This is a genomic window from Elusimicrobiota bacterium (assembly GCA_026388095.1).
Lineage (GTDB): Bacteria > Elusimicrobiota > Elusimicrobia > UBA1565 > UBA9628 > UBA9628.
Genome location: JAPLKL010000070.1, coordinates 20,942 through 38,401, shown reverse-complemented (window position 1 = coordinate 38,401; position 17,460 = coordinate 20,942). Strand labels below are relative to the sequence as shown.

The 17,460-nt window shown below is 66.8% G+C and carries 16 protein-coding genes and 1 tRNA gene; 11 read left to right on the top strand and 6 right to left on the bottom strand.

What is annotated here, in order from left to right:
* Together NTY77_18070 and NTY77_18065 are read left to right on the top strand one after the other, a co-directional pair.
* On the top strand, positions 1-1,097 hold a 1,097-nt coding region (locus tag NTY77_18070), incomplete at its 5' end, for a tetratricopeptide repeat protein (GenBank protein ID MCX5797401.1).
* 16 nt (positions 1,098-1,113) lie between these two features.
* On the top strand, positions 1,114-2,355 hold the full coding sequence (locus NTY77_18065; GenBank protein MCX5797400.1) for a glycosyltransferase family 9 protein: 1,242 nt from the start codon (positions 1,114-1,116) through the stop codon (positions 2,353-2,355).
* Here the strand turns inward: NTY77_18065 and NTY77_18060 are convergent.
* Positions 2,270-3,751 (bottom strand): radical SAM protein, encoded by a 1,482-nt coding sequence (locus NTY77_18060; protein MCX5797399.1) that lies wholly within the window; start codon positions 3,749-3,751, stop codon positions 2,270-2,272. The genes NTY77_18065 and NTY77_18060 overlap by 86 nt on opposite strands.
* 120 nt (positions 3,752-3,871) lie before the next feature.
* On the opposite strand from NTY77_18060, the gene NTY77_18055 reads away from it, so the two are divergent.
* On the top strand, positions 3,872-6,448 hold the full coding sequence (locus tag NTY77_18055) for a tetratricopeptide repeat protein (protein MCX5797398.1): 2,577 nt from the start codon (positions 3,872-3,874) through the stop codon (positions 6,446-6,448).
* Positions 6,449-6,454: 6 nt separating this feature from the next.
* On the opposite strand, the gene NTY77_18050 is transcribed toward NTY77_18055, so the two are convergent.
* Both NTY77_18050 and NTY77_18045 read right to left on the bottom strand, forming a co-directional pair.
* Positions 6,455-7,159, bottom strand: coding sequence for a tetratricopeptide repeat protein (locus tag NTY77_18050; GenBank protein ID MCX5797397.1), 705 nt, complete (start codon positions 7,157-7,159; stop codon positions 6,455-6,457).
* Positions 7,045-8,154, bottom strand: coding sequence for an SGNH/GDSL hydrolase family protein (locus NTY77_18045; GenBank protein MCX5797396.1), 1,110 nt, complete (start codon positions 8,152-8,154; stop codon positions 7,045-7,047). The genes NTY77_18050 and NTY77_18045 overlap by 115 nt, the downstream gene beginning before the upstream one ends.
* Positions 8,155-8,224: 70 nt before the next feature.
* Here NTY77_18045 and NTY77_18040 point away from each other — a divergent pair, with 70 nt between their 5' ends.
* The 7 genes from NTY77_18040 to NTY77_18010 all read left to right on the top strand — a co-directional run bounded on the left by NTY77_18040 (position 8,225) and on the right by NTY77_18010 (position 15,739).
* Positions 8,225-9,871, top strand: coding sequence for an NAD-dependent malic enzyme (locus NTY77_18040; GenBank protein MCX5797395.1), 1,647 nt, complete (start codon positions 8,225-8,227; stop codon positions 9,869-9,871).
* Positions 9,872-9,920: 49 nt separating this feature from the next.
* Positions 9,921-11,006, top strand: coding sequence for a type IV pilus twitching motility protein PilT (locus NTY77_18035; protein MCX5797394.1), 1,086 nt, complete (start codon positions 9,921-9,923; stop codon positions 11,004-11,006).
* A 54-nt stretch (positions 11,007-11,060) separates the two neighbouring features.
* Positions 11,061-12,332, top strand: coding sequence for an MFS transporter (locus NTY77_18030; protein MCX5797393.1), 1,272 nt, complete (start codon positions 11,061-11,063; stop codon positions 12,330-12,332).
* Positions 12,325-13,965: an ATPase, T2SS/T4P/T4SS family gene (locus NTY77_18025; protein MCX5797392.1), complete on the top strand. Its 1,641-nt coding sequence runs from the start codon at positions 12,325-12,327 to the stop codon at positions 13,963-13,965. Before NTY77_18030 ends, NTY77_18025 begins: the two co-directional genes overlap by 8 nt.
* Positions 13,966-13,971: 6 nt before the next feature.
* On the top strand, positions 13,972-14,319 hold the full coding sequence (locus NTY77_18020; GenBank protein MCX5797391.1) for a hypothetical protein: 348 nt from the start codon (positions 13,972-13,974) through the stop codon (positions 14,317-14,319).
* A gap of 49 nt (positions 14,320-14,368) precedes the next feature.
* The gene (locus NTY77_18015) at positions 14,369-14,629 is read left to right on the top strand and encodes a hypothetical protein (protein ID MCX5797390.1); all 261 of its coding nucleotides are present in this window, start codon (positions 14,369-14,371) and stop codon (positions 14,627-14,629) included.
* 75 nt (positions 14,630-14,704) lie between these two features.
* Positions 14,705-15,739: a nucleoside monophosphate kinase gene (locus NTY77_18010; GenBank protein ID MCX5797389.1), complete on the top strand. Its 1,035-nt coding sequence runs from the start codon at positions 14,705-14,707 to the stop codon at positions 15,737-15,739.
* Positions 15,740-15,751: 12 nt separating this feature from the next.
* Here NTY77_18010 and NTY77_18005 read toward each other — a convergent pair whose 3' ends face one another.
* Positions 15,752-15,928 (bottom strand): hypothetical protein, encoded by a 177-nt coding sequence (locus NTY77_18005; protein MCX5797388.1) that lies wholly within the window; start codon positions 15,926-15,928, stop codon positions 15,752-15,754.
* Between the two features lie 73 nt (positions 15,929-16,001).
* Positions 16,002-16,439, bottom strand: a complete 438-nt coding sequence (gene dut / locus NTY77_18000) for a dUTP diphosphatase (GenBank protein MCX5797387.1) — start codon at positions 16,437-16,439, stop codon at positions 16,002-16,004.
* A gap of 115 nt (positions 16,440-16,554) precedes the next feature.
* Between dut and NTY77_17995 the strand changes: the two genes are divergently transcribed.
* Positions 16,555-16,638 (top strand) — tRNA-Leu (locus tag NTY77_17995).
* Positions 16,639-16,654: 16 nt separating this feature from the next.
* Here NTY77_17995 and NTY77_17990 read toward each other — a convergent pair.
* On the bottom strand, positions 16,655-17,434 hold the full coding sequence (locus NTY77_17990) for an SUMF1/EgtB/PvdO family nonheme iron enzyme (GenBank protein ID MCX5797386.1): 780 nt from the start codon (positions 17,432-17,434) through the stop codon (positions 16,655-16,657).
* Positions 17,435-17,460: the final 26 nt, after the last annotated feature.

The following is a 17,460-nucleotide window of genomic DNA, read 5'->3' as shown; positions in this document are numbered from 1 at the left end:
GCCCGCTCAAGAGCTCGCCGGAGAACTCGCGATTATGGCTGGAGCAGGCGGATCTCGCCGCGCGCGCGGGCGACCGGAAGCTGGCGCTGGAGTCTCTGCCGCGCGTGCAGGAGACGAAGCTCGATGCGCAAGACCGATCGAGGCTGCGCGGGATCTACGCCGATCTGGGCGAATACCACTCCGCGCTGGCGATGCTTCAAGGCCCGCTCAAGAGCTCGCCGGAGAACTCGCGATTATGGCTGGAGCAGGCGGACCTCGCCGCGGGCTCGGGGGACCGGAAGCTGGCGCTGGAGTCTCTGGCGCGCGTGCAGACGGCGAAGCTCGATGCGCGGGAGCGATCGAAAATGCGCGGGATTTACGCGAACCTGGGCGAGTACCCCGCGCCGCTGGCAATGCTGCAAAGCCTGCTCAAGAGCTCGCCGGATGACGCGAAATTGCGGCTGGAGCAGGCGGACCTCGCCGCGCGCGCGGGGGACCGGAAGCTGGCGCTGGAATCCCTGGCGCGCGTGCGGACGGCGAAGCTCGATGCGCGGGAAGTATCAAGGATGCGCGCCATCCAAGCGAGCCTCGCGGAGCGCCAAGCGCCGCCGGCGATGCCGCCCAGCCCGCCCCCGCCCAAGAACTCGCCGGATGAATCGCGATCCTGGCTGGAGCAGGCGGAGCTCGCCGCGCGCGCCGGGGACCGGAAATCGGCGCTGGAGTCCCTGGCGCGGGTCCAAGCCTTCGGCCGGAAGGAAGACCGGCTGAGGACCGCGATGATCTACCAGGATTTGAAGATGTTCGGACCGGAGCTGGATCTGCTGCGGCAATTGGCAAAGGAGCAGCCGTCCAACGCCAGACTCTTCGCCGACATGGGAGTCTGTCATTATTTGAGCGGCTCGACGCCGGAAGCCATCGTGCAATTGAAATCTTCCATAAAATTGGACCCGGATTACTTGCCGGCCTACATCACGCTTGGCTATCTCTATACCGAGAGCCGCCTCCACAAAGAAGCTCTGGACGTCTACTCCGCCGCCCTGGCCAGGCCTCCCGCGCCCGGGCAAGAGACGCTGCGCAAGCGGCTGGCCGAGGCGCAAAGCCTCTTGTTGAAGAGGTGACATGGAGCTGAACGTGATGCGCCGGAGTGATTTTTGGGCGGGACAAGTCCTTTGTTTCGGCCTCACTTGGCTCCATCGCCTGACCAGCCTTCTGGGCATCCGCCGGGATGAGGCCGGAAAGCCGGTGCGCAGGATCCTCCTCATCAAGCTGTCGGAGATGGGCGCGATCGTGCTTGCGAACCCGCTGATCCTGGACCTCAAGAAGCGCTATCCGGACGCGACCATCGCCTTTCTGACCTTCTCCGAGAATCTGGCCGCCTTCAGGCTGTTGAACGACGCGATCCGGCCCCAAGACATCTTCACGATAGAGACGGCGTCTCTGTGGCGCTTATGCGTCAGCTCGGCGCGGGTCCTATCCGCGCTGCGCCGGCGGAAAGTGGACGTGGCGATCGACCTGGAATTCTTCTCCCGGCTCACGGCGATCCTCGCGTTCCTGTCCGGCGCTTGGCAGCGGGTCGGATTCCACAGATATCATTTCGAGGGGTTATATCGGGGCGACCTATTGACCCACAAAGTCCAGTTCAATCCGATGCTCCACTGCAGCCTCTCCTATCTATCCTTGGCCGCGGCCTTGGCCGAGCCGCGCAAAGATGCCCCGGGATTCCTGGAGAATATCGCCCCGGGGGATCTGGTCTATCCGCGATTCGCTCCGACGCAGGCGGGGCGGGCGCGGATCCGGGAGAGCTTGCGCTCTCATGGGCTCGCTCAGGAGCACTTGATACTGATCCATCCCGGCGAGGGCGTCCTGCCCGAAAGAGAATGGCCGCTGGAGAATTTCATCGAGCTTTCCCGCAGGCTCCTGCGCGAGGACGACCGCGCGGTCCTCGTCATCGGCAGCCGCCCGCTCACCGGAAAGGACAAGGCCCTGCAGCAGTCCGTCGGCCATCCCAAATGCCTGAACCTGGTGGGCGAGACGAGCATCGAAGACCTGCTGGAGCTCGCCTGCCTGTCGCGGATCCTGATCAGCAGCGATTGCGGGCTGCCGCACATGGTCTCCCTGACTCCCTGTCCCAAGATCGTCATCTTCGGACCTGAGTCGCCCATGGTCTTCAGCCCCGTCGGCCCGGACACCCGGATCGTCTATTCGCATTTCCCATGCTCCCCCTGCCTGTCCGTCCTCAATCATCGGGAATCATCCTGCCGGGACAACCGCTGCCTGCAGACGATCTCCGTCAACGAGGTCTTCGGGCTCGCCCAGAGCATCCTGTCCGGGTCCCGAGAAACAGACGCGATTCGAGCATGCGGCGGGCGTGATTGACGGCGAAGACCAGGCTGGGCCAGAAGCGCCCCCTGTAGGCCTTAAGATAAAAGTGGAAGTAGACGGCGCAGAACCACAGGTTGAAGAGGGGATTCTGCGGAAGCCGGATCAGGACCTTGATCAGCGGCCATAGCCGGGGGGCGGCGCAGGCGGTCTGGAAGAATTTGTGCAGGTTCTCAAGCTCCCTCTTGTGTTCCGAGGCCACGTACACCGTCGAGAAATAGTTGGGGCTGAGCTGGTCATAGTCGAAATGGGCGTCCAGCTGGCCCAGCTGGACCGCGGAATCGGTCAGGTGAGTCCCTTCCATGGGCAGGAAGATCGCGCACCAGGGATTGTCGGCCTTGATGCGGATGTTGAGGTCCACCGTGGAGAAGGCCTCCGCCAGCGTCTCGCCCGGAAGTCCCATGATGTTGTAGGACCGGAAAGGGACTCCCGCCTTATGGAGATACTCCGCGGCCCGGATGATCTGGTCGTCGCTGAGCTGCTTGTTGAGGATCTTGTTGCGCAGCCGTTCGTTGCCCGATTCCACGCCCATGGACACGCTCATGCACAGCCCCTCTTTGAGGGCCGCGGCGTAGTGGACATCCGACGCGACGATGTCGGCCCTGACTTGGCAGTGGAACGGCAGGCCGATCTCCCTCTTGTAGACCGGCAGGAACTCATAGAGCCAGCCCTTGTCCATGCCGAACAGGTCGTCGCAGAAGTTGATGATCCGGACCTCCGTCGTGGCCTTCAAGAGGACCAGCTCCTCGATGATCCGGTCTATTCTCCTGATGCGGACGTATCTGCCCTTCCCCTTGTACATCTCGCGCCGCGTGCTCTCGAAGCAAAAACTGCAATTGAACGGGCAGCCTCTGGACGTGATGACGTTGCGCACCGTGGTGTCGATCCGGCCCTTGAGTTCCGCGTACAGGGTCCGATCCGGGAAAGGGTAGTCGTCGAGGTCCGCGGGGAGATCGCGCACCTCGCAGCGCAGGATGGTCCCATCCTCGCGCTTGAGCTCGGTGTTGGGGATCCCGCCCAGGTCCTGGCCGCGGCCCACGCGCTCCATGATGTCGCGGGCCGTCTCCTCCGCCTCGCCCCGGACGACCAGATCGACCCCCGCCACTTCGATGAAGCCCCGCGAAAACGTCGGATGCGGGCCGCCGAAGACGTTGCGGATGCCGTAGGCTTTCTTGATCTGCCGGGCGAGGTCCACGGCCCATAGTTGTTCGCCGCTCATGAGCGAGAATCCCACGAGGTCCGGCTGGAAGGATTCTATGGCCGCTCGGAAGTCCGGCAAAGAGCGGCCGAGCTTGAGGCGGGCCTCGTGCCCGTGCCTTTTGAGCATGGCGGACACGTACGCCGGCCCCAAGAATTCGTAGTCGAAATTCTGGAGAAAGAGGAGTTTCGCCATGATCGGGAAGCCCGGCGTGCGGCCCTCGAATCAGAAGCTTAACAGATGCCCCGGTGGGAAGCAAGGCGTCCGGTGCCGCGGCGATCTTGGATCAGCATTCGATTTACTATACTCTTGCGCATGGCCACGGCCAGGACGGAGGCGCTCTCGGCCGCGCGCAAGCTGGGCCTTGCCGCAGCCGGGCTCCTTCTGACCTTCCTGATCCTGGAAGCGTCGCTCCGTCTGGCCGGATTCGCGCTGCTGAGCCTGCAGGAGCTCCGCAACGCGGCCTCCCTGCGGCGGAAAGGCGTCTATCGCATCATGTGCATAGGCGAATCCACCACCCGCGCGCAATACCCGAAGTTCCTGGAAGAAGCCCTCAACAAGCGCGATGTCGGCATAGAGTTCAGCGTCATCGATCGGGGCGTTGTCGGGGTGCAGTCCTCGGCTTTGTTGAACAGGCTGGAATCCGACCTCGATCTCTATCGGCCCGATCTGGTGGTCGCCATGATGGGCATCAACGACCGCAGCGTGCGTTACTACGCCGACGTCCCGGCATCGGAAGGATTCCTGTTCCGGCATCTGCGCGCCTATAGGCTGGCCTGCCTGCTTTGGCGCGATGCCCGCCAAGGTCGGCACGGGACCCCGGGAGACCAGACCAATTCGAGCCGAGGTCCCATGAAGGCGGCGGACGACCCTGGCGGGCATATCCGTCGGGGCTGGTCCTACAGCGATCGCGGCGACTATGCTCAAGCCGTCGCGCAGTTCAAAAAGGCCTTGGAGCTGGATCCTCGCAACAGCGCGGGCTACGAAGGGCTGGGGGAGTCCTACAGCTCCCTGGGCCAGTTCCAGGCGGCCGAATCCGTGATGCTGGAAGGCGTGTCCCGGGATCCCGGAGCGGTCCCTCTCTGCATCGCGCTGGGCCGGTTGTCTATAAGGCAAGCCAGATTCAAGGAAGGGGAGAAGTGGTTCTCGAAAGCCCTCGCCCTCCACCCTGACTTTGCCGTCGACGAGGTCTATTTCGGCCTGGGAGCGGCTCATCAGGGCCGGCGCGATTTCGACCAAGCGCTGCTGTTCTTCGGGAAGGCATTGGAAGCGAACCCCGCCAACGAGAGGGCGATCGAGGGCGTGCTGTGGTCCGCATACTTCGCGCGCGGGGACTTGTCGCGGCTGCGGACCTTGCTCGAGAAGATCCGCCTCAAGGACCTCTCTCTGGACGACAAGATCTATGCGGGCTTGGCGACGGCATACTCGAGGCTGGGCGAGCCTGAGCTCGCGCGGCTGGCTCGCGACCGGGCGGAGAAGCTGAGACTGGAGCTCTACAGCCCGATCCTGGTCGAGAACTATCGCCGTTTGAAGATGATATTGGACCGCAGGAGGATCCGGTTGGCCTGCGCCCAGTACCCGATGCGCAGCCTAGCGCCCTTGAAGAGGATGCTGCGGGGGCACGAGGAGGGAGTCATCTTCATCGACAACCAGCGCGTTTTCCGGGAGGCCGTGGCGAAAAGCTCTTTTGACGCATATTTCATGGACATGTTCGGCGGGGATTTCGGACATTGCACCCTCAAGGGCAACGAACTGCTGGCCCGGAACATCGCGGAGGCCCTGCTCAAGGAGGGCTTCGGGAGCGTCCCGCTTTCCGATGCCGCCGCTCCTATCGCGCGGGCCGGGCTACCGCTGAAGTCGGGCCGCCGCGACGAGGCGCCGGCCGCGCTGAGGCGGGCGCAGAGCATCGCACCGAAGAATCCCGGTCCGAAACGGATGCTGGGGCTCTCCCGCGGCCTCAAGGAGCCGGGCCCCGCTTTGGCCGTGGCGGACCGGATCGTCAAGCCGCCCCCCGACGACGCCGCGGCGCAGATCGGGCGGGCCGAGCTGCTGCTGGAGTCGGGCCGCCGCGACGAGGCGCTGGCCGCGCTGCAGCGGGCGCAGAGCCTCGGCCCCAAAGATGCCGACCTGGTCCGGATGCTGGGGCTCTACCGCGGGCTCAAGGAGCCGGACCGCGCTTTGGCCGTGGCGGACCGGATCGTCAAGCTGCGCCCCGGCGACGCCCCGGCGCATATCGAGCGGGCCGAGCTGCTGCTGGAGTCGGGCCGCCGCGACGAGGCGCTGGCCGCGCTGCAGCGGGCGCAGAGCATCGGCCCGAAAGAGCCGCAGCTGGAGCGGATGCTGAGGCTTTACCGCGGGCTCAAGGAGCCGGACCGCGCTTTGGCCGTGGCGGACCGGATCGTCAAGCTGCGCCCCGGCGACGCCCCGGCGCAGGTCGAGCGGGCCGAGCTGCTGCTGGAGTCGGGCCGCCGCGACGAGGCGCTGGCCGCGCTGCAGCGGGCGGAAAGTCTGGACCCCTCCGCGGAGAATCTGCGCAGGATCGCCCGAGATTACCAGTTCCTTGGCGACTGCGCTCAGGCGCTGCGGCTATGGAAGGGGCGGGTCCTCGGCTCCGGGGCCGTGGCAAAGGATTACAGCGACCAGGCGATATGCGAGTACATGTCCGGGGACAGGGAGGGCGCGCGAGCCGATCTGGAGCGGGCGATCAAGCTGTATCCCGAGGGACTGGAAGCCTATCTTTCGCTGGGAACCCTCTACGCCGGTCAAGGGCAGGACGACCAGGCGCTGCGGGTCTATGAGCGGGCCCTGGCGATCCAGCCCCCGCCAGGAATGCTGCAGCTCCGGCGGCAGCTTCTGGACGCGGCCGCCGCGCTGCGGCAAAAGAGGCGGTAGCCAGGCCTACGGGCGGAGCGGGTCCTTGGCGCCGGCCGCCGCGGATTCGTAGTATCGGATCCAATGGCGCGCCTCCGGCTTCTCTTTCAGGCCGCCCAGCTCGGCCAGGGCGCGCTCCTTCTGCCCCAGCGCCAGATACGTCACCCCCAGGGACATTCGGGCCGCCTCCAGCCGGGGCTCCTGCCGCAGGGCTTCCTCGAAGAAGCGCAGGGCTTGGGCATGATCGCCGCGCCGCCGGAAGAATTCCCCGACGTGCGCGAGCAGCGGCGGCCACCACTTCTCTATGGTCTCGGGGCTCTCGCCGGGATTCTCCCGCGCCGCCGACTTGAGCCACGACTTGAGCCCGATGGCCTCGCGCAGGAGCTGGGGGTTGCCGCGGTGGATGGACTCGATGAGGGCCACGACCCTTTCCGAATACTCCTGCCGGTACTCGGCGAAGGGCTTCCACATGTAGCTGTAGAATCCTTGCCACGATCTCCGCGCGGCCGCGCCTTCGGATCGGCGGCGCGCCTCCTGCGGGATGGTCCTCCCCAGTCCGGCCAGCTTCGCGCAATCCGCCGTCCGGCACCTCTCCCGGGCCAGGGCCTGGGCGATGGTCAGACTGACCAGCGGATCGGCGAAACGGCTCCAATGCACGTCGTCCTCCATGATGTCGCCGCCGATGATGCCTTGGGGCGAGACGGCTTCGAACTCCCGTTCCAGATCGGCCACGACCTGGCCTTCCTCGGCCGCGAGCGCCGCAAGGACTTGTTGAGCTCCGGAACGGGAGCGCCCCGTCCGAGGTTCTCCGCCAAGGTGTAGTGTTTCTTGGCCTGCGCGATGTCCCCGGCGCGATCGCAGCACTTCGCGAGGAAAAAATGCGCCAGGGCGTCGTCGGGGTGCTTGGCCAGATATCCGCTCCAGAGGAGCGCGGCTTGCGGGCCATGGCCGTTCTCGTAGGCGGCCCAGGCGGCGAAGAAATCCTCGTCGGCCAACGGCAGGGAGCCCCGCGGCGGCATATCGCGCAGATTGACCGGGAGCGTGCAGAAGACGAGGGTGACCCCGCGTCCGCGCGCCGAACGGGCCATCTCCCGGACGTTGTTCTCGAACTTCTTCGGGCTCCTCTGGTCCGAGACGGCCCATTCCAGCGCCATGGCCCCCTCCATGATCTTCCGGCAGACCCTGCCCGCGATAGGGATCCCAGCGCAGGCCATATAGGCCTTGGCCAGCCAGGCGCGAGGCAGCGCTTTCGACTCGTTGACCCCGCTCATGAGGACGACCGCGTCGGGCCGGTACCCCAGCACTTCTTCGAGCCGTATCCGGTCGCGGTTGCTGTCATAGCCCGTGGAGCCGCAGTTGATCAATTCCGTCTTCTCGCCCGGGAAGACCGCGTCCCAAATGTCCGGGAGGCGAGGTCTGCGCCCATCGCTGTCGTAGCGCTGGGCCACGGAACCGCCCAGCACGAAGATGCGCCGGGTCCCGGGCTCCTTCTCCGCGGCGAATTCTTGGGCCCTGCGCCCGATCGGATAGTATCGTGTCGCATAGTGAAGCCGGCCATCGGCGGCCAGGATCTCCACGAAACGGGGCCGGAAGACATCCAGGTTGAGATAGTCGAAATAACCCGGATCACTGGAAGGGTCCTGCGGTGCCGCCGGCTCGCGGCGGCAGGCCCCGGAGCCCAGCAAAAGCCCGCACAGCGCCAGGATCACCGTCGGCCGCGCTCTCATCGCGCTATGATAACATAATCCGCCAGCCGCCCTCTGTACAGCCCCGATGGACTATTAGTAGCATTAATACATGAAAAACCACCGCCCCCTTTTCAAGAACCGCCGCGCCCTGGACATCCTCCGCGACCCCAGCCAGAACCGGGGCACGGCTTTCACCGAGGCTGAACGGTTCCGCCTGGGCCTGCTGGGACTGCTGCCGCCCCATGTCAGCACCATAGCCGAGCAAACCGCGCGGGTGGTAGAGAACTTCCGCCGAGTGACCGATCCGCTGGGCAAGTTCATCATGATGACGGCCCTGCAGGACCGCAACGAGACCCTGTTCTATCGCATGGTGGTGGACAACATCGAAGAGACCATGCCCATCATCTACACCCCGGTGGTCGGCCAGGCCTGCCAGGCCTACGGCCACATCTACCGGCGGCCGCGCGGCGTGTACATCTCCCGGGAGTACCGCGGCCAGATCAAGCGGATCCTGCGCAACTGGCCGCACCGCGACGTGCGGGTCATCGTGGTGACGGACGGCGAGCGCATCCTGGGCCTGGGCGACCTCGGCGCCAACGGCATGGGCATCCCGGTCGGCAAGCTGGCGCTCTATACGGCCTGCGCGGGAGTGCCGCCGCGGCAGTGCCTCCCGGTCATGCTCGACGCAGGGACCAACAACGAGGCGCTCATCAAGGACCAGCTCTACATCGGCATCCGCAAGAAGCGGATCACGGGCGCCGCCTACGACGCCTTCGTCGACGAGTTCATCCGCGCGGCCCGGGAGGTCTTCCCCAAGGTCCTCATCCAGTTCGAGGACTTCGCCGGCCACAACGCCTTCCGCCTGCTGGCCAAGTACCGGGACCGGATCTGCACCTTCAACGACGATATCCAGGGCACCGCTTCGGTGGCCCTGGCCGGTCTCTACAGCTCCCTGCGCCTGACCGGCGGGAAGCTCACGGACCACACCCTGCTCTTCCTGGGGGCCGGCGAAGCGGCCATCGGGATCGCGGAGCTCTGCGCGAGCGCGATGGCCGCCGAAGGGCTCTCCCTGGAAGAGGCCCGCGGGCACTGCTGGTTCGTGGACTCCAAGGGCCTGGTGCAGTCCGGACGCGGCGACCTGGCCGAGCACAAGAAGCCCTACGCGCACCGGCACGCGCCCCTCAAGGACCTCTGGGCCGCGGTCAAGGACCTCAAGCCCACGGCCCTCATCGGGGTCTCCGGGCAGCCCAAGCAGTTCACCCGCGAGATCGTCCGCGAGATGACCAGGATCAACCGGCGCCCGATCATCTTCGCGCTCTCCAACCCGACCTCCAAGGCGGAATGCACGGCGCATGAGGCCTACGACTGGTCCGACGGCCGCGCGATCTTCGCCAGCGGCTCTCCTTTCCCGCCCTGCAACCACAAGGGCAAGACCTTCGTGCCCGGCCAGTCCAACAACGCCTATGTCTTCCCGGGCGTCGGGCTGGGAGTGGCGGTCTGCGAGGCCAAGCGGGTCACGGACGAGATGTTCTTCGCTTCCGCCAAGGTCTTGGCGGAGATGACCTCGTCCCAGGACCTGGCCAAGGGGCGGCTCTTCCCGGCGCTCAGCCACATCCGGGAGATCTCGGCCCGCATCGCCGCGGCCACGGCGGAAGTCGCCTACGCGCGCGGCCTGACGGACCAGCCTCGGCCCAAGCATCTGCTGGAGCACATGCGCCGGATGCAGTATCAGCCGGTGTACGAGAAACTCGACTAGGTCAGGTCTTTACTCGGCAGCCCGCACCCGCACCAAGGAGACGATACCGATGGCGAAGCTAGACCGACTTCTGAAGACCCTGCGCGACCACAACGGCTCGGACCTGCATCTGTCGCCCGGCAATCCTCCCATCGGACGCGTCGCCGGCAGCCTAAAGCCCTTGCAACCCGAGCCCATGTCCGCGCTGGAGAACCACGCTCTCCTCTATGAGATCATGCTGGACCATCAGCGCGCGGAATTCGAGAAGACCCACGACCTGGATTTCGCCTACCCCGTGGATGCGCTCCAGGCGCGCTTCCGCGCCAATGTCTACGTGGGACGTCTCGGCATCAGCGCCGTCTTCCGGCTGATCCCGGCCGAGATCAAGACCGTGCAGCAGTTGGGCCTGCCCGAATCCATCCTGCGGTTCTGCGACCTGCCCAAAGGCCTCGTGCTGGTGACCGGCGGCACCGGCAGCGGGAAATCGACCACTCTGGCCGCCTTGGTGGACCATATCAATCGGACGCAGACCGATCATATCCTGACCATCGAAGACCCCATCGAGTTCGTCCATGTCTGCCAAAAGAGCCTCGTCAACCAAAGGGAAGTGGGCGCCCATACGGATTCCTTCGCCACCGCCCTGCGCGCCGCCTTGCGCGAAGACCCGGATGTCATCTTGGTCGGCGAGATGCGCGACCTGGAGACCATCGAGCTGGCCATCACGGCGGCCGAGACCGGGCACCTGGTCTTCGGAACGCTGCACACCAGCAGCGCGGCCAAGACCGTGGACCGCATCATCAACGTCTTCCCCACCGGCCAGCAGGCCCAGATACGGACCATGCTCGCCGAGTCCCTGCAGGGCGTCATCTCGCAGACCCTCCTGCGCGGCCTGCAGGGCGGCCGGGTCGCGGCGCTGGAGATCCTCATCGGGACGCCGGCCGTCTCCAATCTGATCCGCGAAGCCAAGTCTTACCAGATCCCCGGCGTCATCCAGACCGGCAGACGCGAGGGCATGCAGTCCATGGAAATGGCGATCCGGGCCCTCGTCGACAGCAACGGCATCTCGCCCGAGGAGGCCCGAGCCTTCCTGCCCCACCCCGACCAGCATAAAAACCATGGGGACGGAGCCCGGGAATCCGCCGGGATCCACAACTGAACGCGGCTCCGCATCGTGGTCCGGACGGCCGTCGTTAATGATAGAATCCGGGCCATGCCGCCCGTAAAAGCCGGCCCCTGGCGCTTCATCCCCACCCTCTACCTGGCCGAAGGCCTGCCTTACGTCCTCATCAATACGGTCTCGGTCATCCTCTACAAGCGCCTGGGCATCGCCAACGACAGCATCGCGTTCTGGACGAGCTGGCTCTATCTGCCCTGGGTCATCAAGATGTTCTGGGGCCCCGCCGTGGACATGGTCTCCACCAAGCGCAACTGGATCCTGGGCACGCAGGCGGCCATGGCCGCGGCCCTGGGCGCCGCGGCCCTGTCATTGCGCAGCGGCCGCTTCTTCGTCATGTCCCTGTTCTTCTTCACCGTCGGCGCCTTCATCTCGGCCACGCACGACATCGCGGCCGACGGCTTCTACATGCTGGCCTTGAGCCCCGAGGACCAGGCCCTCTTCGCCGGCATCCGCTCCACCTTCTACCGGCTGGCCATGATCTTCGGCTCGGGCCTGCTGGTCTACGTCGCCGGCATCCTGGAGATCTCCACCGGGAACATCCCCATGAGCTGGACGCTGGTCATGGCCGTGCCGGCCGTGATGTTCGCGGGCTTCGTCTTCTACCACCGCTGGGCCTTGCCCTGGCCGGACCGCGACGGGGCCGCGGCGCGCAAGGAGTCCGAAGGGGCCTCCTTCTGGGAGATCCTGGCCTCCTATTTCCGCCAGGAAAAGATCGGCGCCACCTTGGCCTTCATCCTGCTCTACCGGCTGGCCGAGGCCATGCTGGTCAAGCTCGCCGCGCCCTTTTTGCTCGACCCGCGCTCGGCCGGCGGACTGGGGCTGAGCACCTCGCAGGTGGGCGTGGTCTACGGGACCGTGGGCGTCGGCGGCCTGGTGGTGGGCGGCATTTTGGGCGGCTGGCTCATCTCGCGCTACGGCTTCAAGCGCTGCCTTTGGCCCATGGTCCTGGCTTTGCACCTGCCCGATGTCTTCTTCCTCTGGATGGCCTACGCCCAGCCGCCCGCGGCCTTGGCCGGGGTCCTGGTGGCCGCGGAGCAGTTCGGCTACGGCGTGGGCTTCTCGGCTTTCACCGTCTACCTGCTCATGCGCGCCGGAGAGAGCCCCTACCCGACCTCGAACTACGCCATCTCCACCGGCATCATGGCCTTGGGCATGATGCTGCCGGGCATGGTCAGCGGCAAGATCCAGCTGGCCCTGGGCTACCAGCACTTCTACCTGGTCGTGTGCCTGGCCACCATCCCAGGCTTCCTCGTAATCCCGTTCATCCCCAAGGAAAGCCGCCCGAGAGAGGCCGCCCATGCCTGAAGGCAGTCCCGCGCCCGACCCGAAGAAGCTCAAGCAAGCGGCCATCATGGCGGCGGAGATATTGGGCCTGCAGTTGGAGGCCCTGCGCCAGGAGTTCCACGCCGGCCGCTGGGCCGCCTTCGAGTCCGCCAAGGGATTCCTCGAAGGTCCTTACTCGTCCTGGGCGGCCCGGGCCGGGCGGATGGTGCGCGAGGCGCCGGACGACGACGCGGCCGAGCTGGCCAACCGCCTGCGCGCGGCTTTCCTGGACCTGGAACGGGCCTGCCGGGCCTTCATGCGCCTGCTCCACGAGGAGAAGCGGGCCCGCCGCGACGAGGTCTGCGCCGGGGAATCCTTGGTCTCCACGGACTCCCATGAGGAGAATCTCAACGACCTCCTGGACATCCTGCGCTCCGTGGCCCCGGCGCTCTGCGACCTGGGCCTGCGCCAGCTCCTCGAGCTGGCCGACGCGCCGGAGCCGGCCGAGGGCTCGCGGACCGCGCATCCCGCGGTGCGCCTGGCCTCGATCATCATGCTCGACGCTCATCGCCGCGGGGCCAGCGACATCACGGCTTTGCCCGGCTCCTGGGTGAGCCTGCTGCAGTACCGCCTGGGCGGCATGCTGGTCCCGATCCTGGAGCTGTCTTTGCCCTATCACCGCGCTCTGGCCGCGCGCTTCAAGGCCATGGCCGGGATGGACCTCAGCCAGAGACGCCGGCCGCAGGAAGGCAAGGCCGAGGCCGGCCGGGACCCGGAGTCCCAGACCCCGCTGGCCATCATCCGCGTCCTGCCCACCATCCACGGCGAGCGGGTGGACATCCACCTGGAGGGGCCGCCCAAGCCCATCCTGGACCCGCACGAGCTGGGCCTGGCGCCGAAGGACCTGGACCGCTACGAGGCGCTGCTCGATTCCAGGGGCGGGCTGATCCTCCACGCCGGCCTTTCCGGCACCGGCAAGAAGACCGCCATGCTCGCCGCGGCCGCGGCCTTGGCCAAGAAAGGCCGCAACGCCTTCGCTTTGCTGGCCCATCACCATTACGACGCGCCCGGAGTGTCCATCTCCGTGGCGCAGCCGGCCTCCAAGGAGCACGCGGAGTTCCTCAAGGGGATGCTGGCGCGCAAGCCGGATGTGCTGGTCATCGCGGAGCTGGCGGACCCGGAGACCATGCGCGAGGCGCTCCAGGCCGCCTCGCGCGGGGTGCTGGTGCTGGGCGCCTTGCCCTGCGACAGCGCCTTGGCCGCCCTGCGCAGGCTCTTCGACATGGAGCTGGCGCAGGACCTGGTGCGCCAGGCGCTGCTGGGAGCGTGCGCGCACCGGCTGCCCAGGCGTCTTTGCCCCTGCCACCGGCTGGACGCGGCCAAGGCCGAGGAATCGAGTCTTCTCGGAGGTGAGCCGGCCGGGCAGAAGCTGGGCCGGCCCGTGGGCTGCCCGGCCTGCCTCAACACGGGCTTCCGCGGCGTGGCCCCGGCCTTCGAGCTCCTGACCGTGGGCCCGGGACTCAAGCCCCTGCTCAAGACCGGCGTTTCGGATGAGGACTGGCTCCAGGCGGCGCGCGCCGACGGCATGACGCCGTTCCGGGAGAACCTGGTCCGGCTCGTCCTGGAGGGGCTGACTTCCGTGGCCGAAGCGAAGCGCTGGGGCTTGGCCGCCTAGCTCCGCATGAGTCCGGCGCCCTCTGCCGAGGCCCGCGCGGTCCAAGGCCTCATCGGCCTGCTGCGCCGGGCCAAGCCCGCGGCCTTCAAGGACGTGAGATTCGGGCCGGTGCGCGAGGTCAAGGAGCCGGGATTCAGCGCCATCCGGCTGGAGTTGGTGGTGGCCGGCCGGGCCCTGAGCGTGGACCTCATGCCTCCCGGTTCAGCCGAGCCGTGCTTCCTCAGGACGCGCCGCTTCCGGGTCGTGCCGCGCCGGACTGGGCGCGCCCTGTCGGTCCCGCAGCAGCGCCGGCTAGCGCTGCTGGCCCGGCTCATAGACCGCGGCCTGGAAAAAGCCCATATCCCGGCCTCCTAGGAATCATCTTGCATACGGGCTCCAATTGACTTAAAATCCCCCCTGCGCCATGGATGAAGAGCGAAGGAACTACGAGCTCGTGGAGTTCATCCGCGACAACACCAGCACCGTCCCCTGGCCCCAGGTGGAGCAGGTCCTGCGCGAGCGCGGCTACACCTCCAAGGAGATCAACACCGCCCTCGACGAGGTATTCCCCGGCCAGAGGGGCCCCAAGGAGAAGCCGGGCGGCCTGTGGGCCGGCATGATCGGCGCCTTGGTCGGCATCGTGGTCTGGGTCATCCTCGCCATCATCTATCGCATGACGCGCTAACAGGCCCAAAGACCCCCCCTTCGGGAGGCACATAGACCCAGGCGCCCTCGGGCCGGCCCCTCTAAACTATTAGGGATGAAGCGCCGGCTATTCATCCTTTCCGCTCTTCTCCTGGTCGCGGGCCCGCCCGCGGGCCAGGCCGCGCTCCTCCAGGTCCAGACCATCAGCCGCAGTTCGCCCGGGACCCCGGTCCCGGTCATCGGCTCCATCCTCCAGCCGCTGAACATCCTCTCCAATCCGACTTTGGCCGCGCCGTCCTTGGTCTCCATCTGGTCGGCCATGCCCTTCGCCCCGGCCCCGAGAGTCCTGGCCGCCCCGGCGCCGGCCCTGACGCAGACCGCCGCGATCGAGACCCAGGCCTTGCCGATCCAGGCCGGCCTGGCCGCGGCCGCGCAGACGATCTCCGAAGCCAAGCAGCAGCCCGAGACCCCGGTCGAGACGCTGGCCGTCCAGGCCGCGCACACCTTCGACGGAGCCAAGCCTGCGGTCTCGGACGCGGTCTCGGTCCCCGAAGCCCCGGCCGCGGCTCCGGTCGCGTCCAAGCCTCTGCGCCTGATCATCACGGGGCCCCCGGGCTCGGGCAAGGGGACCTACTCCGAGAAGATCGCGGCGGAATACGGCGTCGTGCATATCTCCGTGGGCGAGCTTCTGCGCTCCTACGCGGCGACCCATCCCGAGGTGGCCAAGGTCATGGCCACGGGCAAGCTCGTGGACTCCAAGCTGGTGCTCGACGTGGTCCGCCAGCGCCTCTCCCAGTCCGACATCAAAGAGCGCGGCTTCATCTTGGACGGCTTCCCGCGCCGGTCCGAGGAGGCCGCGGCCCTGCAGGAGATGCTGGGCGATGCCGGCGTGGACGGCGTCATCGAGCTCAAAGTCCCGGAAGGCGAGCTCCTGCGCCGCATCCTGGCGCGCGGCCGGGCCGACGACAAGGCCGACGTCTTCAAGGAACGCATGAAGATCTACCGTGAGCAGACCGTGCCGGCGGTGGAGCGCTTCAAGAGCGGCGCGCCGGTGCTCGCCCCTGAGGTCTCAGGCTCCTCCATCGAGGCCAACTACGCCCGGGTCAAGGCCGCTTTGGGCGGCCTGCTCGACAAGCTCCTCGGCAATTAGACGCGCGGAGCGTCAGGGCGTCTGGCTGGGAACCTGCTGCTGGTCCAGGCTTTGGTGGGACTGCTCGGAGCGCTGGCGGACCGATTCGTAATCGGGCGACGCGGCGGGGACCGCGGTCGCGGTCTTGCGCTGCGGGCAGCCGTTGAGCAAGGCGAGCAACGGGAGCAAAGCCCAGGTCAATCGTCTCATATGAAGGCCTCCAGGATACGGCTATCATAGCATGGGGCGGACGGAGGCGCCACAGGCCCTTCTTCAGGGCCGGCTATCTGCCCGTGGACCCGAAGCCCCCGGAGGCCCTATGGCTTTCGGAGAGGCGGGGGACTTCCTTCACGCGGACGGTCAGGACGGGATTCACCACCAATTGGGCGATGCGCATCCCGGGCGCGATCGCGAAGGGCTTCTGGCCGTGGTTGATGAGGATGACCCCGACCTCTCCGCGATAGCCCTCATCGATGGTGCCCGGGGAATTAAGCACGGTAACCGAGGATTTCAAAGCCAAGCCGCTCCTGGGCCGGATCTGGGCCTCGGTGCCGCGCGGCAGTTCGACCTTGAGGCCTGTGCGGACCAAGCCGCTCTTTCCCGCGGGCAGCGTGGCCGCCTCTACGGCATGAAGGTCCAGCCCGGCATCCCCTGGATGGGCGTAGCCGGGGAGGATGGCGGCCGAATGCACCTTCTGAATCTTGAGCAGTGGTTTAGTCAAATCGTCTCCTGACAGCTATCGCTCCCCATTCAACAAACTTTGGCCGCCATTTGGCCACATGCGTGCGGCGGCGCCTTCGGCGGAATCATGAAAAATGCTTGAATCTACAGGCCAAGGGCAGGTGGCGGAACTGGCAGACGCAACGGACTTAAAATCCGTCGGCCGCAAGGCCATGCGGGTTCGAGTCCCGCCCTGCCCAAGCTTTTCGTCAGATCTCAGCGGGCGGGCCGGAACCCCAGGTAGCCGTGGTTGGGGCCAGGGCGGAGGTCGCGGCCGGGCGACCGGGTGAAGCACGGGTCGCCGCTGTTCCACGAGCCGCCGCGGACCACATGCGCCCCGCCCGCCCGGACATCCCATGCGCTGCCATCCGCCGGCGCGCCTTTGTACGAGTCGTGATAAAAGTCCTGCACCCACTCCCACGCATTGCCCGCCATGTCGCAAAGCCCCTGCTTCGTGTTGCCCGCCGGCCTTGAGCATACGGGCGCCGTCGCGCTGCCGCACATCGCGATGACGGCCCGCGCGCAGGTGGCCTCCTCATCGCCCCAGGGATACCGCCCATCCTTGCCCGCGCTGCGCGCCGCGTACTCCCACTCGGCTTCGCTGGGGAGTCTCCCGCCGACCCACTCGGAAAAGGTCTTGGCTTGCTCCCAGTCCACGCCTACGACGGGCTGGTCGTCGCCCTTGAAGCCTGCCCCTTCGTCCATGGGCGCCGTGCAGGCTCCGGCCTGCACGCAGGCTCGGTACTGCTTGTTCGTCACCAAAGTCTTGGCCATCTGGAAGGTCTCCACCGTCACTTGGTGCCGGGGCTTGCTGTCTGCCAGCTCCTCCACCCCCATCATGAAGCTCCCGCCGGGTATGGCCACCCACGCGATCCCCGCCTGGCCCGCAGTCGCCGCGCTCCGCGCGGGGCCGCCCTGTTTAGGCGCCTTGCACGCCAGCGCCAAGAAGGCGCAGGCGGCCGCGACCGATCCCCAGCCCAGGCGTTTTCCCATCATGCTGGGCGATATTATCATAAAGCGGC

What these genes read in the sequence shown, in the direction of transcription:
- NTY77_18065 (MCX5797400.1), top strand. Translation starts at nt 1,114, where the DNA reads ATGCGCCGGAGTGATTTTTGGGCGGGACAAGTCCTTTGTTTCGGCCTC.
- NTY77_18060 (MCX5797399.1), bottom strand. Translation starts at nt 3,751, where the DNA reads ATGGCGAAACTCCTCTTTCTCCAGAATTTCGACTACGAATTCTTGGGG.
- NTY77_18055 (MCX5797398.1), top strand. Translation starts at nt 3,872, where the DNA reads ATGGCCACGGCCAGGACGGAGGCGCTCTCGGCCGCGCGCAAGCTGGGC.
- NTY77_18045 (MCX5797396.1), bottom strand. Translation starts at nt 8,154, where the DNA reads ATGAGAGCGCGGCCGACGGTGATCCTGGCGCTGTGCGGGCTTTTGCTG.
- NTY77_18040 (MCX5797395.1), top strand. Translation starts at nt 8,225, where the DNA reads ATGAAAAACCACCGCCCCCTTTTCAAGAACCGCCGCGCCCTGGACATC.
- NTY77_18035 (MCX5797394.1), top strand. Translation starts at nt 9,921, where the DNA reads ATGGCGAAGCTAGACCGACTTCTGAAGACCCTGCGCGACCACAACGGC.
- NTY77_18030 (MCX5797393.1), top strand. Translation starts at nt 11,061, where the DNA reads ATGCCGCCCGTAAAAGCCGGCCCCTGGCGCTTCATCCCCACCCTCTAC.
- NTY77_18025 (MCX5797392.1), top strand. Translation starts at nt 12,325, where the DNA reads ATGCCTGAAGGCAGTCCCGCGCCCGACCCGAAGAAGCTCAAGCAAGCG.
- NTY77_18020 (MCX5797391.1), top strand. Translation starts at nt 13,972, where the DNA reads ATGAGTCCGGCGCCCTCTGCCGAGGCCCGCGCGGTCCAAGGCCTCATC.
- NTY77_18015 (MCX5797390.1), top strand. Translation starts at nt 14,369, where the DNA reads ATGGATGAAGAGCGAAGGAACTACGAGCTCGTGGAGTTCATCCGCGAC.
- NTY77_18010 (MCX5797389.1), top strand. Translation starts at nt 14,705, where the DNA reads ATGAAGCGCCGGCTATTCATCCTTTCCGCTCTTCTCCTGGTCGCGGGC.
- NTY77_18005 (MCX5797388.1), bottom strand. Translation starts at nt 15,928, where the DNA reads ATGAGACGATTGACCTGGGCTTTGCTCCCGTTGCTCGCCTTGCTCAAC.
- NTY77_17990 (MCX5797386.1), bottom strand. Translation starts at nt 17,434, where the DNA reads ATGATGGGAAAACGCCTGGGCTGGGGATCGGTCGCGGCCGCCTGCGCC.